15 protein-coding genes are annotated in these 16,747 nt (G+C 69.0%); 8 read left to right on the top strand and 7 right to left on the bottom strand.

What is annotated here, in order from left to right:
* Positions 1-381 precede the first annotated feature (381 nt).
* The 3 genes from recC to recD are packed head-to-tail and all read left to right on the top strand — an operon-like array spanning position 382 to position 8,671.
* On the top strand, positions 382-3,642 hold the full coding sequence (gene recC / locus BST42_RS05820; RefSeq protein ID WP_083117888.1) for an exodeoxyribonuclease V subunit gamma: 3,261 nt from the start codon (positions 382-384) through the stop codon (positions 3,640-3,642).
* Complete coding sequence (gene recB, locus BST42_RS05815) at positions 3,642-6,941, top strand: exodeoxyribonuclease V subunit beta (RefSeq protein ID WP_083117619.1); 3,300 nt, start codon at positions 3,642-3,644, stop codon at positions 6,939-6,941. The genes recC and recB overlap by 1 nt, the downstream gene beginning before the upstream one ends.
* Positions 6,938-8,671, top strand: a complete 1,734-nt coding sequence (recD, locus tag BST42_RS05810) for an exodeoxyribonuclease V subunit alpha (RefSeq protein ID WP_083117618.1) — start codon at positions 6,938-6,940, stop codon at positions 8,669-8,671. The genes recB and recD overlap by 4 nt, the downstream gene beginning before the upstream one ends.
* Here recD and sigI read toward each other — a convergent pair.
* Positions 8,649-9,521 (bottom strand): RNA polymerase sigma factor SigI, encoded by an 873-nt coding sequence (gene sigI, locus BST42_RS05805; RefSeq protein WP_083117617.1) that lies wholly within the window; start codon positions 9,519-9,521, stop codon positions 8,649-8,651. The genes recD and sigI overlap by 23 nt on opposite strands.
* Positions 9,522-9,626: 105 nt before the next feature.
* On the opposite strand from sigI, the gene BST42_RS05800 reads away from it, so the two are divergent.
* Positions 9,627-10,472 carry an NAD(P)H-binding protein gene (locus tag BST42_RS05800; RefSeq protein ID WP_083117616.1) on the top strand — a complete coding sequence of 282 codons (846 nt, stop codon included), beginning with the start codon at positions 9,627-9,629 and terminating at the stop codon, positions 10,470-10,472.
* Positions 10,469-10,915 (top strand): nitroreductase family deazaflavin-dependent oxidoreductase, encoded by a 447-nt coding sequence (locus BST42_RS05795; RefSeq protein WP_083117615.1) that lies wholly within the window; start codon positions 10,469-10,471, stop codon positions 10,913-10,915. The genes BST42_RS05800 and BST42_RS05795 overlap by 4 nt, the downstream gene beginning before the upstream one ends.
* Here the strand turns inward: BST42_RS05795 and BST42_RS05790 are convergent.
* Genes BST42_RS05790 through BST42_RS29555 form a run of 5 tightly spaced genes read right to left on the bottom strand, consistent with a single transcriptional unit; the run spans position 10,904 to position 13,689 of the window.
* The gene (locus BST42_RS05790) at positions 10,904-11,728 is read right to left on the bottom strand and encodes an ABC transporter permease (RefSeq protein WP_083117614.1); all 825 of its coding nucleotides are present in this window, start codon (positions 11,726-11,728) and stop codon (positions 10,904-10,906) included. The two genes, BST42_RS05795 and BST42_RS05790, sit on opposite strands and share 12 nt — an antisense overlap.
* The gene (locus BST42_RS05785) at positions 11,718-12,527 is read right to left on the bottom strand and encodes an ATP-binding cassette domain-containing protein (RefSeq protein ID WP_083117613.1); all 810 of its coding nucleotides are present in this window, start codon (positions 12,525-12,527) and stop codon (positions 11,718-11,720) included. Before BST42_RS05785 ends, BST42_RS05790 begins: the two co-directional genes overlap by 11 nt.
* Positions 12,524-12,940, bottom strand: coding sequence for a MarR family transcriptional regulator (locus BST42_RS05780; protein ID WP_083117887.1), 417 nt, complete (start codon positions 12,938-12,940; stop codon positions 12,524-12,526). Before BST42_RS05780 ends, BST42_RS05785 begins: the two co-directional genes overlap by 4 nt.
* A 56-nt stretch (positions 12,941-12,996) precedes the next feature.
* The gene (locus BST42_RS05775; RefSeq protein ID WP_083117612.1) at positions 12,997-13,497 is read right to left on the bottom strand and encodes a metallophosphoesterase family protein; all 501 of its coding nucleotides are present in this window, start codon (positions 13,495-13,497) and stop codon (positions 12,997-12,999) included.
* Between the two features lie 21 nt (positions 13,498-13,518).
* A complete protein-coding gene (locus tag BST42_RS29555; RefSeq protein ID WP_165760789.1) occupies positions 13,519-13,689 on the bottom strand; it encodes a hypothetical protein in 171 nt (56 codons plus the stop codon).
* Between the two features lie 76 nt (positions 13,690-13,765).
* On the opposite strand from BST42_RS29555, the gene BST42_RS05770 reads away from it, so the two are divergent.
* The 3 genes from BST42_RS05770 to BST42_RS05760 are packed head-to-tail and all read left to right on the top strand — an operon-like array spanning position 13,766 to position 16,108.
* A complete protein-coding gene (locus BST42_RS05770; protein ID WP_083117611.1) occupies positions 13,766-14,071 on the top strand; it encodes a hypothetical protein in 306 nt (101 codons plus the stop codon).
* Between the two features lie 25 nt (positions 14,072-14,096).
* On the top strand, positions 14,097-15,311 hold the full coding sequence (locus BST42_RS05765) for a CoA transferase (RefSeq protein ID WP_083117610.1): 1,215 nt from the start codon (positions 14,097-14,099) through the stop codon (positions 15,309-15,311).
* Entirely contained in the window at positions 15,308-16,108 is an 801-nt protein-coding gene (locus tag BST42_RS05760) for an acyl-CoA thioesterase (RefSeq protein ID WP_083117609.1), read from the top strand. The genes BST42_RS05765 and BST42_RS05760 overlap by 4 nt, the downstream gene beginning before the upstream one ends.
* Here the strand turns inward: BST42_RS05760 and BST42_RS05755 are convergent.
* The gene (locus BST42_RS05755; RefSeq protein WP_083117608.1) at positions 16,078-16,743 is read right to left on the bottom strand and encodes a TetR/AcrR family transcriptional regulator; all 666 of its coding nucleotides are present in this window, start codon (positions 16,741-16,743) and stop codon (positions 16,078-16,080) included. The genes BST42_RS05760 and BST42_RS05755 overlap by 31 nt on opposite strands.
* Between the last annotated feature and the right edge of the window lie 4 nt (positions 16,744-16,747).

Raw genomic sequence — 16,747 nt, 5'->3', positions numbered from 1 at the left:
CCCCGTCGGCGGTATCGGCATGTGCCAGCCCTGAGCCCGTGGTCAGAGCTGCGCCGACGCCCAGGCTCAGCGCCCCCACACCCAGCCAGCCGTACGGTTGCCTGCGCCGGCCGCGACGCGACCCCCGCTTGGGACCGTCGACGTTGATCTTGGCCGCATCCTCAGCATGACCTGCCGCAGCATTCATTGCTCTGCCCTTCCTCCACGAGAGTTCACAGCGTTGCTGAATGACCCAGACATGTCACGTATTTCAGCAAAAGTCGAGGCAAAAAAGTCTTTGCTGTGTCCAACCCCTGGACAAATTTGCCGGAGGCGTCAAAGCCCTGGACACAGCCGGGGCTTGCGGCGGTGATGTCCCCCGGCGCGGCTACGGTGATCCCGATGGCCCTGCACCTGCACCGCGCCGAGCGGACGGACCTGCTCGCCGACGGTCTCGGCGCGCTTCTGGCCGTCCCGCAATCCGACCCGTTCGCCGCCGAACTGGTGGTGGTGCCGGCCCGTGGCGTCGAACGGTGGCTCAGTCAGCGGCTGTCACACGTCCTCGGCGGTGGGGACGGCGCCGGGGGCGTCTGCGCCGGGGTGTCGTTCCGGTCGCCGGCGTCGTTGATCGCGGAGATCGCGGGAACCGGTGACGACGATCCATGGTCGGCGGACGCCATGGCCTGGGCGCTGCTCGAGGTCATCGACGCCAGCCTCGACGAGCCGTGGTGCCGGACTCTGGCCACCCACCTCGGACACTTCGTGGCCGGTGAGGAGAGGGACCTGCGGCGCGGCAGGCGCTACGCAGTGGCCCGCCGGCTCGCCGCACTGTTCGCGTCCTACGCCCGCCAGCGCCCCCGGCTCCTGATCGAGTGGCTGGCCGGTGAACCCGGCGGTCTGGACAACGACCTGCGCTGGCAGCCACACCTCTGGCGTGCCCTGGTCGCCAGGATGGGCATCGACCCGCCCCATGAACGTCACGCGAAAGCCCTTGCCCGGCTGAGTGAGTCAGGAGCGGATCTGCCCGCCAGGTTGTCGCTGTTCGGGCATACCCGGCTGCCGAGCACCGAGATCGAACTCGTCGGTGCGCTGGCCGAACACCACGAGGTACATCTGTGGCTGCCGCATCCCAGCGCCGCCCTGTGGACCGCGCTCAGCGGCGTGCGGGGCACCGTGACGCGCAGCGAAGACACCAGCCACCGATTGGCCGCTCACCCGCTGCTGGCCACCCTCGGCCGCGACGTGCGCGAGCTCCAGCGAGGCCTGCCCGCCTCGGTGGCCACCGACGAGTTCCTGGGCGCCGAACGTCTTCCGGACACGCTGCTGGGCTGGCTGCAGTCCGACATCGCCGCCAATGCCGAACGGCCGCAGGGTCGTTCGTATTCCGGTGACCGGTCGGTGCAGGTGCACAGCTGCCACGGCGCAGCCCGCCAGGTCGACGTGTTGCGGGAGGTGCTGCTCGGTCTACTCGCCGAGGACCGCACGTTGGAACCGCGCGACATTCTGGTGATGTGCCCGGACATCGAGACCTACGCCCCGCTGATCGTCGCGGACTTCGGCCTCGGCGACGTCGTACCGGGTGCGCATCCCGCCCACCAGCTTCGGGTGCGCCTGGCCGACCGCGCGCTGATCCAGACCAACCCACTGCTCGGGGTGGCGGCGAAGCTGCTGGCGCTGGCGGGCAGCCGGGTGACGGCGACCGAGGTGCTGGACTTCGCCCATCTCGAGCCGGTGCGGTCGCGGTTCGCCTTCACCGACGACGACCTGGAGACCATCACCCGCTGGGTGCAGCAGGCCAACATCCGGTGGGGCTTCGATGCCGAACACCGCGCCCCGTTCGGAATCCCGTTCATCCAGAACACTTGGCGGTTCGGCCTGGACCGGGTGCTGGCCGGGGTGGCGATGTCCGACGACTCGAAAGACTGGCTGGATGTGACGCTGCCTCTCGACGATGTGGGCAGCAACAGTGTGGAGCTGGCGGGCCGCCTTGCCGAGTATGTCGACCGGTTGCAGCGCATCGTCGACTCTTTGAGCGGAGTCCGGCCGTTGGGGCACTGGCTGACCGCCGTGCAGGACGGCGTCGGCATGCTCACGGTCACCACCGGTGACGACGCCTGGCAGGCCAGTCAGCTGCAACGCGAGTTCGGCGATGTGCTGGCCTCCGCCGGGCATCGGGTCGACACCGAGCTGCGACTGCCGGACATCACCGCGCTACTGGGTCGGCACCTGTCCGGACGGCCGACCCGGGCGAACTTCCGCACCGGCACGCTGACGGTGTGCACCATGGTTCCGATGCGCTCGGTGCCGCACCGAGTGGTGTGCCTGGTCGGCTTGGACGACACCGTGTTTCCCCGGATCGGGGTGGTCGACGGTGACGACGTACTGGCCCGCGATCCGAGGACCGGTGAGCGTGACATCCGCTCCGAGGACCGTCAGCTGTTGCTCGACGCGATCTGCGCCGCGACCGACAAGCTGGTGATCACCTACACGGGAGCCAACGAGTACTCCGGACACGCCCGGCCGCCGGCCGTTCCGCTTGCCGAGTTGCTCGACGCGCTCGACCGCACCACCGAGGCGCCGGTACGCGACCAGATTCTCATCCGGCATCCGTTGCAGCCCTTCGATGTTCGCAATGTGACGCGCGGGGCCCTCGGGGTGCCCGCCGAACCGTTCACCTTCGATTCGAGCGTGCTCGCCGCGGCGTCGATCACCGGCGGCCCCCGTCCCGAACAGCCGGACCTGCTGGCGAATCCGCTGCCGGCACCCGGCCCCGACGACGTCACGCTGGCCGATCTGTCGAAGTTCTTCGTCAACCCGGTCAAAGGTTTCTTCACCGCCCTCGACGTGACGCTGCCGTGGGACGTCGAGGGCGTCGAGGACGCCATGCCTGTCGAGATCGACAACCTGCAGCAATGGACCGTCGGCCAGCGGCTACTCACCGACATGCTCGCCGGAATGGATCCCGACCGGGCCGGGCAGGCGGAGTGGCGGCGCGGTACGTTGCCGCCGGGACGACTGGGTTGGCGGACCGCCAGCGAATTACGAGATCAGGCAACGGAACTGGCGCGGGCGGCGCTGGCACTGCGAACAGGCAACCCGCAGGCCTACGACGTGGACGTTGATCTTGGCGGGGGCCGTCGTCTCACCGGCACCGTCTCGGGCGTGTACGGCAAGCGGCTCCTTGAGGTGACATTCTCCAAACTGGATGCCCCACACCTGCTGCGGGCGTGGATCCCGATGCTGACCTTGTGCGCGGCGTATCCGGGCCAGTGGTCCGCGGTGTGCATCGGCAGGCAACGACGGCGCGGTGTGGCAGAGCGCGCGCTTGGGGCGCCGCACGAGGATCCCGTCACACTGCTGCGGGATCTGGTCGCGATCTACGACGCGGGTCGTCGCGAGCCGATTCCGCTGCCCATCAAGACCTCTCACGCGTGGGCGGTCGCGCGCCTCAGCGGAGCGGACGCCCGAAGCGAGGCCTGGAAGAAGTGGCGGTACGAACGCGACGACCGCGCCATCGAACGGGTGTGGGGCCGGGAGCCCGACCTGGACCCACTGCTGACGGAGCCGCATCCCGGGGAGGAAGTGCCCGGTGAGCTGACCCGGCTGGGCGCCTATGCGGCACGGCTGTGGGCACCGCTGCTGCGCGCCGAGGACGGTGCGTGATGGAGCAGTTCGATCTGCTGGGCCCTCTGCCGGAGCACGGCTCGACCACGGTGCTGGAAGCCAGCGCCGGGACGGGCAAGACTTTCACGCTTGCCGCGCTGGTGACCCGCTATGTGGCCGAGGGCCGGGCCACGCTGGACCAGATGTTGTTGATCACGTTCAGCCGCGCGGCCACCCAGGAGCTGCGGGAGCGTGTACGTCACGCGCTGCAGGAGGCGTTGCGGGCGTTCGACGACCCTGAACTGGCTCAGCGCAACGACGTTCTCGCCGCCCTCACCCGCGGTGCGCAGGCCGAACTGGTCGAACGTCGACACCGGCTGCGCGACGCGCTGGCCGGGTTCGACGCCGCCACAATCGCCACCACCCACCAGTTCTGCCACCTGGTGCTGAAATCCCTTGGTGTGGCCGGAGATACCGATTCCCACGTGACGCTGGCCGAGAGCTTGGACGAACTGGTTGCCGAGATCGTCGACGATCTGTACCTGGCCCACTTCGGCCAGGAGCGCGAGCACCCGCCGATCAGCCGCAGCGAGGCACTCAAGCTGGCGCGCGAGGTGGTCGCCAATCCGGGCACGGAGCTGCGACCGCTGGATCCGACCCCGGGTTCGCAGCCCGCCGTCCGGGTCGGTTTCGCCAAGGATGTGCTGGCCGAATTGGACCGGCGCAAGCGCCGGCGCGGGATCCTCAGCTATGACGATCTGCTCGGCCGGCTTGCCGATGCGCTGGAATCGGCCGAATCGCCGGCGGCGACCCGGATGCACCAGCGGTGGTCAGTGGTGATGGTCGACGAGTTCCAGGACACCGATCCGGTGCAGTGGCAGGTGATCGACCGCGCGTTCAGCGGCCAGTCGACGCTGATCCTCATCGGCGATCCCAAGCAGGCGATCTACGCATTCCGGGGTGGGGACATCTTCACCTACCTGCATGCGGCCAGGACCGCGGGGCAGCGCCGCACCCTCGGCACGAACTGGCGCAGCGATTCGGTGTTGGTCGACCGCCTGCAGAACGTGTTGGGCGGGGCCGAACTCGGCGACCCCGACATCAAAGTCCTTCCGGTACAGGCCCACCATCGCGGACACCGATTGGCGGGAGCCCCTCACAACGACCCGTTCCGGCTGCGCGTGGTCAGCAGGGAGAACTTCGGGCAGCGGGGTACCCGCACCATCCGAATGGACGTTCTGCGCGCCCACATCGCCGCCGACCTGGCGGCCGATGTCGCCGTGCTGCTGGCGAGCAAGGCCACCTTCGACGGCGATCCTCTGCGGGCCAACGGCATCGCCGTCATCACCGAAAGTCACGCCGACGCCAGAGCGTGCTTCGACGCGCTGGTGGCCGCAGGTGTCCCGGCCGTCTACACCGGTGACACCGACGTGCTCAAGTCTGCGGCCGCCGACGACTGGCTGAGCCTGCTGGAGGCGTTCGACCAGTTGCACCGGCCCGGTCTGGTGCGCGCCGCCGCGACCACGATGTTCTTCGGCAAGACCGCCGAGGACCTCGCCACTGGTGGTGACGCGCTGACCGACCGGATCGCGGATACCCTGCGGCAGTGGGCAGATCATGCCCGTGAAGCCGGCATCGCGGCGGTTTTCGAGGCGGCGCAGCTGGCGGGTATGGGCCGCCGGGTGCTGTCCTGGGCCGGCGGCGAACGCAACATGACCGACCTCGCCCACGTCACTCAACTGCTGCACGAGGTGTCCCACCGGGAGCGGCTCAGCCTCACCGCATTACGCGATTGGCTGCGCACCCAGCGCGAGGAGCGCAGCGGTGCGCCGGAGCGAAACCGCCGCCTGGACAGTGACGCCGCCGCGGTGCAGATCATGACGGTGTGGGTGAGCAAGGGGCTGCAGTTCCCCATCGTCTATCTGCCGTTGGCGTTCAATCGCTATGTGCGCAGCGAGGATCTGGTTCGTTTCCACGACCAGGAACGGCGCTGCCTGCACGTCGGCGGCGACCAGAGTGCGGAGCTCGCGACCGCGCAGCGGCTCGGCAGGCAGGAAGCCGCCGGTGAGGAGACCAGGCTGACCTATGTCGCGATGACGCGTGCCCAGTCGCAGGTGGTGGCGTGGTGGGCGCCATCGTGGGATGAACCCAACGGCGGCCTGTCGCGGCTGCTGCGCGGCCGCCGTCCGGGGCAGAACGCGGTTCCGGACCGCTGCGATCCCGAACGGGTCGACGACGCCGACGCGATGGCACTGCTGCGGGAATGGGAGACCGCGGGCGGCCCGGCGCTGGAAGAGTCGATCGTCGCCGAGCCTGCCGAGTTGGCCGCGCAGCAGATCCGAGAAGACCTCGGAGTCAGGCACTTTCATCGCGGTATCGACACCACGTGGCGGCGGACCTCCTATTCGGGTCTGATTCGCGCCGCCGAGGTCAGCGGGGTCGGCAGCGAGCCCGAGGTGATCCAGCTCGACGACGAGGTAGCCGACATCGCGGTGAGCGCACCGCCGTCGGGGGCGGACGTGCCCTCCCCGATGGCCGACCTGCCGACCGGCGCCACGTTCGGCAGCCTGGTGCACGCGGTCCTCGAAACCGCCGACCCGTTCGCCGGTGACCTGGCGGCCGAACTGCAGACCCAAATCGACCGGCACTCGGTGTGGTGGCCGGTGGACGTCGGCGCTGCGGAACTGGCCGCCGCTCTGGTGCCGATGCACGACACTTCTCTCGGGCCGCTGGCCGGTGGGCTCACTTTGCGCCAGATCGGGTTGCGGGACCGCTTGTGCGAGATGGACTTCGAGTTCCCGCTGTCCGGCGGCGATCGGGGAGCGGGCCGCCCCGAGACCCGGCTGGCTGACGTCGGGAGGCTGCTGTACGAGCACCTGCCTGCCGACGACCCGCTGGCGCCCTACGTCGAGCGGCTCAGCGGCGGTCCACTCGGTGCGCAGTCGTTGCGCGGCTATCTGTCCGGGTCTGTCGATGCGGTGCTGCGGATACCCGACGGTGCGGGGCATCGCTATCTGGTGGTCGATTACAAGACCAACTGGCTGGGGGAGGCCGACCGCCCGCTGTCTGCCGCCGACTACGACCGCGAGCGGATGGCCGAGGCGATGCTGCATTCCGACTATCCCCTGCAGGCCTTGCTGTACAGCGTTGTGCTGCACCGGTTCCTGCGGTGGCGACAACCCGGGTACCAGCCGGAGCAGCACCTCGGTGGTGTGCTCTATCTGTTCGTCCGCGGCATGTGCGGCCCGGACACGCCCACCGTCGGCGATCACCCCGCCGGGGTGTTCAGCTGGCGTCCGCCCGCGGCGCTGGTGACGGCGGTGTCCGACCTGCTCGACGGACCGCGGGTGGCGGCATGACCGTCGAGGTGACCGACGCCGCAGACTGGCGGATGTGTGCCGGCGCCACCGGTCTGCTGCGGGTGTTCAACGAAGCGGGCGCGATCGAAGCGTCCGATGTCCTTGTCGCCCAACGGCTGACGACGCTGGGCAAGGAGCCCGACGAGCGGGTTGCGCTGGCGATCGCGTTCGTGGTGCGTGCGGTGCGCGGCGGATCGGTGTGCGTGCAACTCGCGGCGGTGCAGGAGCAGGTCGACATCGAGGACTTGCCGTGGCCGGAGCCGGGGGAGTGGCTGGCGGCCGTCGCGGCCAGCCCACTGCTGCGCTCACCGGCGGTGTTGCACCTCGACGAAGACCTGCTGTACTTCGACCGGTACTGGCTGGAGGAGCGCCAGGTCGCCACCGATGTGCTGGCGCTGACCGCCCCCCGGCCCCAGCGTCGATTACCCGACATCGCCCGGCTTTTCCCTGCGGGATACGACGAACAACGCCGCGTCGCGGAGGTCGCCCTGGCCCGGGGGCTCACGGTGCTGACCGGCGGGCCGGGCACCGGCAAGACCACGACCGTGGCGAGGCTGCTGGCGCTGCTGGCCGAGCAGGCGGAGCTGGACGGCACACCGGGGCTGCGCATCGCACTGGCCGCGCCGACGGGCAAGGCGGCCGCCCGGCTGCAGGAGGCGGTGCAGGCTGAGGTCGACGAACTGACGCCCGCTGATCGCGACCGGCTGACGGGGCTGCGCGCGACCACGCTGCACCGGCTGCTGGGTCCACTACCGAGGACCTCGGCACGGTTCCGGCATCACCGGGAGAACCGGCTGCCGCACGACGTGATCGTCGTGGACGAGACGTCGATGGTGTCTCTGACCATGATGGCGCGTCTGCTCGAGGCGGTCCGGCCGGATTCGCGGCTGCTGCTCGTGGGCGACCCCGACCAGCTGGCCTCGGTGGACGCCGGTGCGGTGCTGGCCGATCTGGTGGAGGGGCTCAGCGCGCGCGGCGATACGCCGGTGGCCAAGCTGATCACGTCGCACCGGTTCGGCGCATCGATCGGGGCGCTGGCGCTGGCGATCCGGGTCGGCGAGGCCAACCGCGCGGTCGACGTCCTGAATGCCGGTGGTGAGCACATCGAATGGATCGACACCGAAGAGCCCACCGCGGCACTTCGTCAGGTGCTGGTTCCGCATGCGATCCGGCTGCGCGAGGCAGCGGTGCTCGGCAATGGGCAGGGAGCGCTGGCCGCCCTTGAGGAGCACCGGCTGTTGTGTGCTCACCGGCACGGGCCACACGGGGTGACGTACTGGAATCGCCAGGTCGAGCGGTGGCTGACCGAGGAAACCGATGCGCCCCAATGGGCTTCGTGGTACGCCGGCAGGCCGGTGCTGGTGACCGCCAACGACTACGGACTGCGGCTCTACAACGGTGACATCGGGGTGACCGTGCTGCGCGACGGGGTGCTGCGGGTTTCGATGGCGGGGGCCGACGGCACCACCGAGTTCGCCACCAGCCGGCTGGCCGACATCGAGACCATGCATGCGATGACGATCCACAAGAGTCAGGGCAGTCAGGTCGAGGAGGTGACGGTGCTTCTGCCGCCGACGGATTCGCGATTGCTGAGCCGGGAGTTGTTGTACACCGCGGTGACTCGGGCCAAGACGAAGGTGCGAGTGGTGGGCTCCGCCGAGCAGCTGCGCGCCGCGGTGGGTCGACGGGCGGCGCGGGCGAGCGGGCTCAGCCGCCGTTTGACGGAGTGACGCGCGCCGACGGATCGGCCGTCGCCTCGATCTTGGCGACCAATCCATCGCGGACGGTGAGGACGACGACGGCGAACAGCCGTCGCTCGCTGAATGCCAGCACGACGGGGCGACCGACCGGACCGCTGACCAGCGTCGCGCCGGTGAGGTAGCGCAGCAGGTTCACCCCGACAGCCTGCCGGCCGTGGTTCACCTGCGGCGGAGGCGCCGGATCGGCAAGGATCGTGCCGGAGCCCCACACGTCGGGTGCCAGAACCTCGGTCAGGGCCGCCAGGTCGCCGCCCGCGCAGGCGGCGATGAACCGCTCGGTGACCAGGTGATGTTCGGTGTCGTCGACCGCGGCAGCGACCGGGGCGGCGGCGTGGATTTTGATCCGTGCCCGGCGGGCGAGTTGACGGCACGTCGCGGCGGGACGCCCGACCGTCTCGGCGATGTCGTCGAACGGCACCCGGAACACGTCGTGCAGAACGAACGCCACCCGCTCGGGCGGAGTGAGCCTGCCCAGCACCTCGAACAGCGCATCGTGCACCTCGTCATCGAGAGTCACCCGCTCACCCGGGTCGGACATCGCGGTGTGGTGCAGCGGTGTGTGGCGTTCCATCCGCTCGGGTTCGGTGGTGGTCACCCGCCGGTGCCGGGCCGACCGAACGTGGTCGAGACAGAGTCTGCTGCTGACCACCGTGAGCCAGCCACGCGGGTCATCGATGCCGTCCAGATCGGTCTGTGACAGCCGCAGGAATGCCTCCTGCACAATGTCTTCCGCATCGCCGACGTCGCCGACCATCTGGTAGGCGAGGTTGACCAGGTACGGGCGGTGGGCGTGCAGCAGGCCCGCAACAGGATCGCTCATGTCATAGACGACGAATCGGCATGCTCAGAAGTTACCGCTGTGCGGTGTCACTTTTGCGCTACTTATCCCGTCCTTGTCTGTAACCCACAGAAGAAAGGACTCGACATGATCGTCGTGGTAACCGGAGCGACCGGCAACGTGGGCCGGCCGCTCGTCGAACACTTACTCAAGGCAGGCGCCCGCGTGCGTGCGGTGACCCGTCGCCCCGGCCAGGCCGGGTTGCCGCCCGGGGTCGAACAGATGCCCGACACGACGGAGGCGTGTAAGGGTGCCTCGGCGGTGTTCCTCAATTCCCGCGCGCTCGGGTCCACACTGGCCGATGTGGTGTCGTCGGCGCACCGCCGCGGCATCGGCAAGCTGGTGGCGCTGTCGGCTATCAACGCCGACGATGCCGACGATCGGCAACCGTCGCGGTACCGCGGCGACCGCAACCGGGAGTGCGAGCAACTCGCCGCCGGATCCGGTGTGCCGTGGGTCAGTCTGCGTCCGACGGTGTTCGCGACGAACTTTCCGGGGATGTGGACGGCGCAGATCCGGTCCGGTGATCTCGTCGCCGGGCCGTATGCCACGGCGTCCACAGCGCCGATCGCCGAAGCCGATATCGCGGCGGTAGCGGCCCGTGCGGTGCTGACCGATGAGCTTGATGGGCAGCGGGTTCCGTTGACCGGACCGCAGTCGCTGACCAACGCCGAGCTCGTCGAGATCGTCGGCGCGGCCCTGCACCGGCCGCTGCGCTATCAGGAAGTGCCTGCCGAGTTCGTGCGAGCCCGGTTCATCGACAACGGGTTCTCCGCGGAATTCGCCGACGCCTACATCGCCCTGCTCGCCGCGACCGCGACGTCACCGGCCTTGGTCACCCATGACGTCGAGAAGATCCTGGGCCGCCCCGCGACCCCGTTCGCGCACTGGGTGCACGACCACACCGCACTGTTCACCGAGGAGATGTCATGACCACCCCACAACCACCGCGCTGGCTCAAACCGATGAACCGCTTCATGATGGCCGTGCAGAAGCTCGGGCTGCACACCGGACCCGCCTACGTGCTGACCGTGCCCGGCCGAAAATCGGGAAAGCCGCGCAGCACTCCGATGACTCCGTTCGAATACGAAGGCGGGCTGTACACCGTCGCCGGCTATCCGGGGGCGGACTGGGCGCGCAACGCCAAGGCGGCCGGCGCCGGAACATTGAGCCGCGGACGGCGATCTCGACGGGTCACGATCGTCGAACTCGGCATCGAGGAGGCCAGACCTGTGCTGCGGGCGTTCCCCGAACAAGTGCCGGTCGGCGTGATGTTCGCCAAGCGGTCGGGTCTGGTGCGCAACGGCACTCCCGACGAATTCGAAGCATTGGCAGGCACACTCGCGGTGTTTCGGTTCGACGAGCTACCGCACTAGCCTGCGCAGCAGTGCCGACGCCGCCCCGATGCCGACCACTGCCGCCAGCGCGAGCACGCCGAGATCGAGCCACGGATGCGGCGACGGGATGCCCACCAGCAGTAGCCGAAGTGAATCCACTTCGTAGGACAGCGGATTCACCCGAGACAGCCAGCGCAGCCACTCCGGCATCACCGCCACCGGATACAAGGCGTTCGAGGCGAAGAACAGGGGCATGGTGATGGCCTGCCCGATGCCCATCAGCCGGTCCCGGTTGCGTACCAGCCCGGCCAGCGTCATCGACAGACAGGCGAAGAACGCCGACCCGAGCATCACCACGCCCATCGCCGCCACGATGCGCAGCGGGTTGTGCGTCATCCCAATGCCCATGAGGTAGGCCAAGACCAGCACCCCGATCACCTGCGCGACCGACCGCACTCCCGCGGCGAACGCCTTACCCGTCACCAACGCCGATGCGGGCGCCGGGGTCACCATCAGCTTGGCCAGGATGCCGGCGTCGCGATCCCAGATGATCTGGATGCCGTAGAAGATCGAGATGAACAGCGCCGACTGCGCGATGATCCCCGGCGCCAGGAATTCCAGATATGGCACCGAACCGGTGTCGATGACGTGCAGCCGGTTGAACGTGGTCCCGAAGATCAACAGCCACAACGCCGGCTGCACTGTGCGGGTCAGCAGCTCGGTGCGGTCGTGACGCAGCTTCTGCAACTCGACCCAGGCGAAGGTCTGCATCCGGGCGGCCATGCTGGGCACCCGCCGCCAGCCGCGGGGCGCCCGCAGCAGCCGGGTGCCGGCCGTGGAATCAACCGGCATTGCGGGCCGCCTTCCGTCCGGCCCGGATCCCGCCGAGGCCGTTGTGCTCGACAGCATCATCGAGCCCGGATCCGGCGTAATGCCGGAACACATCTTCCAGGGATGCCTGCGGGCCGACTTTCGTCTTGAGTTCGGCCGGTGTGCCCACCGCCCGTAGCCGGCCGTGATGCATCAGCGCCACCCGATCGCAGAGCACGTCGGCTTCTTCCATGTAGTGGGTGGTCAGCAGGACCGTCATGCCGAACTCCTGTTGCATGCTCTGGACCTGATCCCAAACACTGTCGCGGGCAATAGGATCCAGGCCCACGGTGGGTTCGTCGAGAATCAGCAGCGATGGCTGGTTCACCAGGGCCTGGGCCAGCTCGAGCCTGCGGACCATGCCCCCGGAGTAGGTGTTGGCCAGCCGGTCGGCGACGTCGACCAGTTGCATCGCCGCCAGCGCCTCGTCGACCCGCCGCTTGCGCACCGCGCGCGGGACGTCGTAGAGCCGGGCGAACCATTCCACGTTCTGCCTGCCGGTCAGCGCGGGTTCAATTGAAAGCTGTTGGGGGACATAGCCGAGGTTGTATCGGATGTCCATGGTGTCGCGTCGCGAGTCGAGCCCGAAGATGTGGACCTGACCGTGCTGAACCGGAGTCAACGTGGTCAACACCCGAACGACAGTGGTCTTGCCTGCTCCGTTGGGGCCCAGTAAGCCCATCGTCTCGCCGGGTTGTACCTGCAACGTCAGGTCGTCGACGGCGGTGAAGTCGCCGTAGCGGTGGGTCAGGTTCTGGCAGTCGATTGCGGGCGCGGTCATGTTCGCTTCTCCTGCAGTGTGGCGGTGAGGGCGGCGAGCACCCGCATACCCTCGGCCAGGGCTCGGGCGTCGTCGTCGTCGAGTTGGTCGAGGGCGTTGGCCAGTGCAGCTCGCCGCGCGGCCCGGGAGGCGTCGGCGAGCTTCTGCGCCGGCGGAGTGAGGGTCAGGCGGCCGACGCGGCGGTCGCCGGGATCGGGGGTCCGGGTCAGCAGCCCATCGGATGACAGCTTGGACACCAGCGTGGACGCGGAGTTGGCGGCCAGCCCGAGCTCGGCGGCGGCTGCGCTGACCGAGATCCCCGGCTGCCGGCCAACCAGCCGTAACAGCTCGGCCTGCGATTCGGTCAGTCCGGCGAAGGAGGCGCCGCCGGTTCGCCGGACCGTACGCCGGAACCGGCCGACGGTGCCGAACATCTCGGCGACGAGATCAGTGCGCAGGGTCACGCAAACAGGTTAGCTCTGTTTCAGAGCTAAGTCTTCTCGATGCGGTGCTGCTGCACGTCGGTCAACTTCCCCGACCGGGTGGTCACCGTCATGTACGTGCAGAACGGCTGGCGACGACGGTCGGTCGGCGAGCCGGGATTCAGCAGCCGCAGGCCGGTCTTCGCGGTGGTGTCCCACGGGATGTGGCTGTGGCCGAACACCAGAACGTCGGTGTGCGGATATTGCTGCGCCATCCGGGCTTCCCGACCCGACGCGGCCCCGGTCTCGTGCACAACGGTGAAGCGCAGGCCGTCCAACGTCACGTCGGCGCACTCGGGTAACCGGGAGCGCAGTTCGGGCCCGTCGTTGTTGCCCCAGCATGCGATCAAGCGGCGAGAGCGTGCCGACAACTGGTCGAGCAGTCCCACCTCGACCCAGTCGCCGGCGTGAATGACCACATCGCACTGCTCGACCTCATGCCATACCTGCACGGGCAGATCGCGGGCACGCTTCGGAATATGGGTGTCGGCCAACAGCAGCAGACGCATGGACCGATCCTTGCACGAACCTCAGCCCTCGCTGCGCGCCTCGGCTCCGGTCTCGCCGGCGTCGAAAGAATCGTCGGGGCCGGCCTCACCGACGTAGCTGCCGTCGTCACCGTCCTTGCCCGCCCGCGACGAGGCGACCTTCGGGTCCTCCTGGACATCCTCTTCACTCTGGTCGTCTGTTGGGTTCGTCATGGTCGGCGGACTACCCCGGGACTGGGGGCGCCAACCGCTCGCACCGTTGTTTATCTCGTCCTACGCTGGAAATGCGATGAACATGAACCGCAACGACGTAGAGAAGCGCTGGCGCGATCCCGCGGCCTTCCGGGCCGCGGTTACCTACGTGGTGGCGGTCGTGGCGGTGGCCGGTGTGGCGCTGGCCGCGGCATTGCTGTGGCACTCGCGGATTGCGGGCGTGCTGGTGCCGGTCATCCTGTTCACCGGCGGGGTCGGCGCCTTGGTCCAGACCTATCGGGTCTGGCGCGCCGAGGGCACGTGGCCGATCTGGCAGGGTGCGGGCTGGTTTCTGCTGGCCCTGACGCTGCTGTGTTTGGGCGTCCCCGTCGCGGTGTGGTGAGTCGGTCACCCGCCATACTCGTCGGGTGACCGATACGCCTGACCTGCCGCTGGCCGGTGTCCGCATCGTCGAGATCTCCAGCTTCGTGGCCGTACCGCTGGCCGGTATGACGCTGGCCCAGCTGGGCGCCGAGGTCATCCGGGTCGACCCGGTCGGTGGGGCCGCCGACTACAAGCGCTGGCCCCTCACCGAGGGCGGGGACAGCATCTACTGGGCCGGGCTGAACAAGAGCAAGCGGTCGGTGGCCGCCGACATGCGCTCCGAGGTTGGGCAGCGGCTGGTGGCCCGGCTGATCGCCGACGCGGGTGTACTGATCACCAATGTTGCCGGACGGCAATGGCATTCATACGAAGAGCTGAGCGCTGCCCGCCCCGACCTCATCCATCTGGAAGTGGTAGGCCGCGGCGACGGGTCCACCGGGGTGGACTACACCGTCAACGCCGCCACCGGATTTCCTCTGGTCACCGGATCGCCGAGCCAGAGCGGTCCGGTCAACCACGTGCTGCCGGCCTGGGATGTCAGCTGCGGCCTGTATGCCGCGCTGGCGATCCTGGTGGCCCTGCGCCGAAGGGATGCGACAGGAGCAGGCAGCCGTATCCGGCTTCCGCTCGACGATGTCGCGCTGGCCACCGCGGCCAATCTCGGGTTCCTCACCGAACCGATGATCAACGGCACCCAGCGTCCGCGCCTTGGTAATGCGATCTACGGCCAGTACGGCCAGGACTACACCAGCAGCGACGGAGCCACCTTCATGCTGGTGGCGCTGACCAACCGGCACTTCCGCGATCTCACCGAGCTCACCGGGACGACGAAAGCCGTTGCCGCCGTTGCCGAAGCGCTGGGCGCCGACTTCACCGACGAGGGCCAGCGCTACGAGCACCGAGCGGTACTGACCGGCCTGTTCGCGCCATGGTTTCGAAGCCACACCGCCGACGAGGTGAGCGCGGCGCTGTCGGCCAGCTCGGTGCTGTGGGACCGCTACCGCGACTTCGCCGACGTGGCGCACGACCCGCGCGTGACGGCGAATCCGTTGTTCAGCGCGTTGGAGCAGCCCCGGATCGGCACGTACCTGGCGCCGGGGCTGCCGATGTCGGTCGACGGTGCGCACGTTGCCGCCCAGCCCGCACCCGCGCTCGGTGATGACACCGCAGCCGTCCTCGCCGAGCTTGGACTCACCGACGGCGAGATCACCGCGCTGGTCGAATCCGGCACTGTCACAACAGGAATGGGACCGGCGTGAGCACGCTGTCGCGGTTGCTGACCGTCACCCCGGACCAGTCCGGCGCGTTTGTCGGAGAGGCGAGCGGACCGCAGGACAAACGCGCCTACGGCGGCCACCTGGCGGCGCAGGCCATGGCCGCGGCCTGCCACACCGTCGACGCCGACAAGGCACCGACCAGCCTGCACGTGCAGTTCCTGCGCGGCGGGGACGCGGGCGCGCCGGTCAACTACGAGGTCGACCACGTCTACGACGGCCGCACGACGGCGTCGCGGCGGGTGCTGGCCCGACAGGATGGTCGGCTGCTGACCACCGCCACCATCTCGTTCTCCGCGCCGGCGGACGGTCCCGAGCACGCTGCAACGGCGACAACGTCCGGTGATCCCGAGCAGCTGCCCGCCACCGGTCCGATCGGGCCGGCGCCGTCACTGCCGCTCGACGAGATCGACTTTCGCTACGACGATGACCGCAGCACAGGCGAATTCGTGCGCCGGCTGTGGTGGCGGGTCACGGTGCCGCTGGACGGTCCGGCATGGCTTGGCGCCTGCGCGGCGGTCTACGTCACCGATATCTACGGCATCGATCCGGTACTGCAGGTGCACGGCCACTCGATGGTCGACCGCAGCCACCGCACCGCCACCACCGACTCGTCGATCTGGTTTCACCGGCCGATCGACGCCGGGCAGTGGAATCTCCTGGAATCGCGCTCACCGGCCGCCGCGCGGGGCCGAGGTCTGGTGACGTTGAATCTCTACGACGCAGACCGGGTGCTGACCGCCACGCTGGTTCAGGAAGGGCTGGCGATCGTCCGGTCCTGAGGCCGCGACCGCCGGGCCTGCCGTTCCGTCGCCAACGCCCGGGTCTCGTCGGACAACGGCGCGCCCAGCATCGCGGCGACGGTGTCGACCAGATGGCTGCTGAACAGCCGGTCGTCGGCATGCGGCGCGGTGGCCGCGCGGCGCCCCAACTCCACCGCGGCGTACACCAGCGCACCCAGCCGCGGGTGCAGGGTGACGGCCACCGGATCGAGCATCGGCTCCAACAGCGCCCGCCAGCGCTGCAGGCTGCCGGAGCGCCCGGTCAGGTCGAACGACGGCACCGGCCGGTTCAGCAACTCCGCGTGGATGCGCAGGAACTCCGGGCCCCCGTCAGGGTCGGCCAGCTTGGCGGCCAAGGGGCGGACCAGCGCCGAGGCCATCGCCCGCATCGACGGCGCGGCCTCGCCCTCGATCGCGTCCAACAGGGCATCTCGGCGCGCGTCGACGACCCGGAGATGCTTGTCTGCGATCGCAGCCAGCACCCCGGCGCGGTCGGTGAAGTGGTACTGCACCGCCATCACATTGCGGGCGCCCGCCTCGCGGGCGATCTCCCGCAGGCTGACCGCGTCGACGCCGCGCTCGGCGAACAACCGCTCGGCGGTGGCCACCAGATTGGCCGACGTGTCGGCGGCCATCTAC

It is taken from the genome of Mycolicibacterium rhodesiae, assembly GCF_002086695.1.
Classification (GTDB): Bacteria; Actinomycetota; Actinomycetes; order Mycobacteriales; family Mycobacteriaceae; genus Mycobacterium; species Mycobacterium rhodesiae.
Note: the sequence above shows the minus strand (reverse complement) of the source record. Positions and strands in the feature narration are given on the sequence as shown.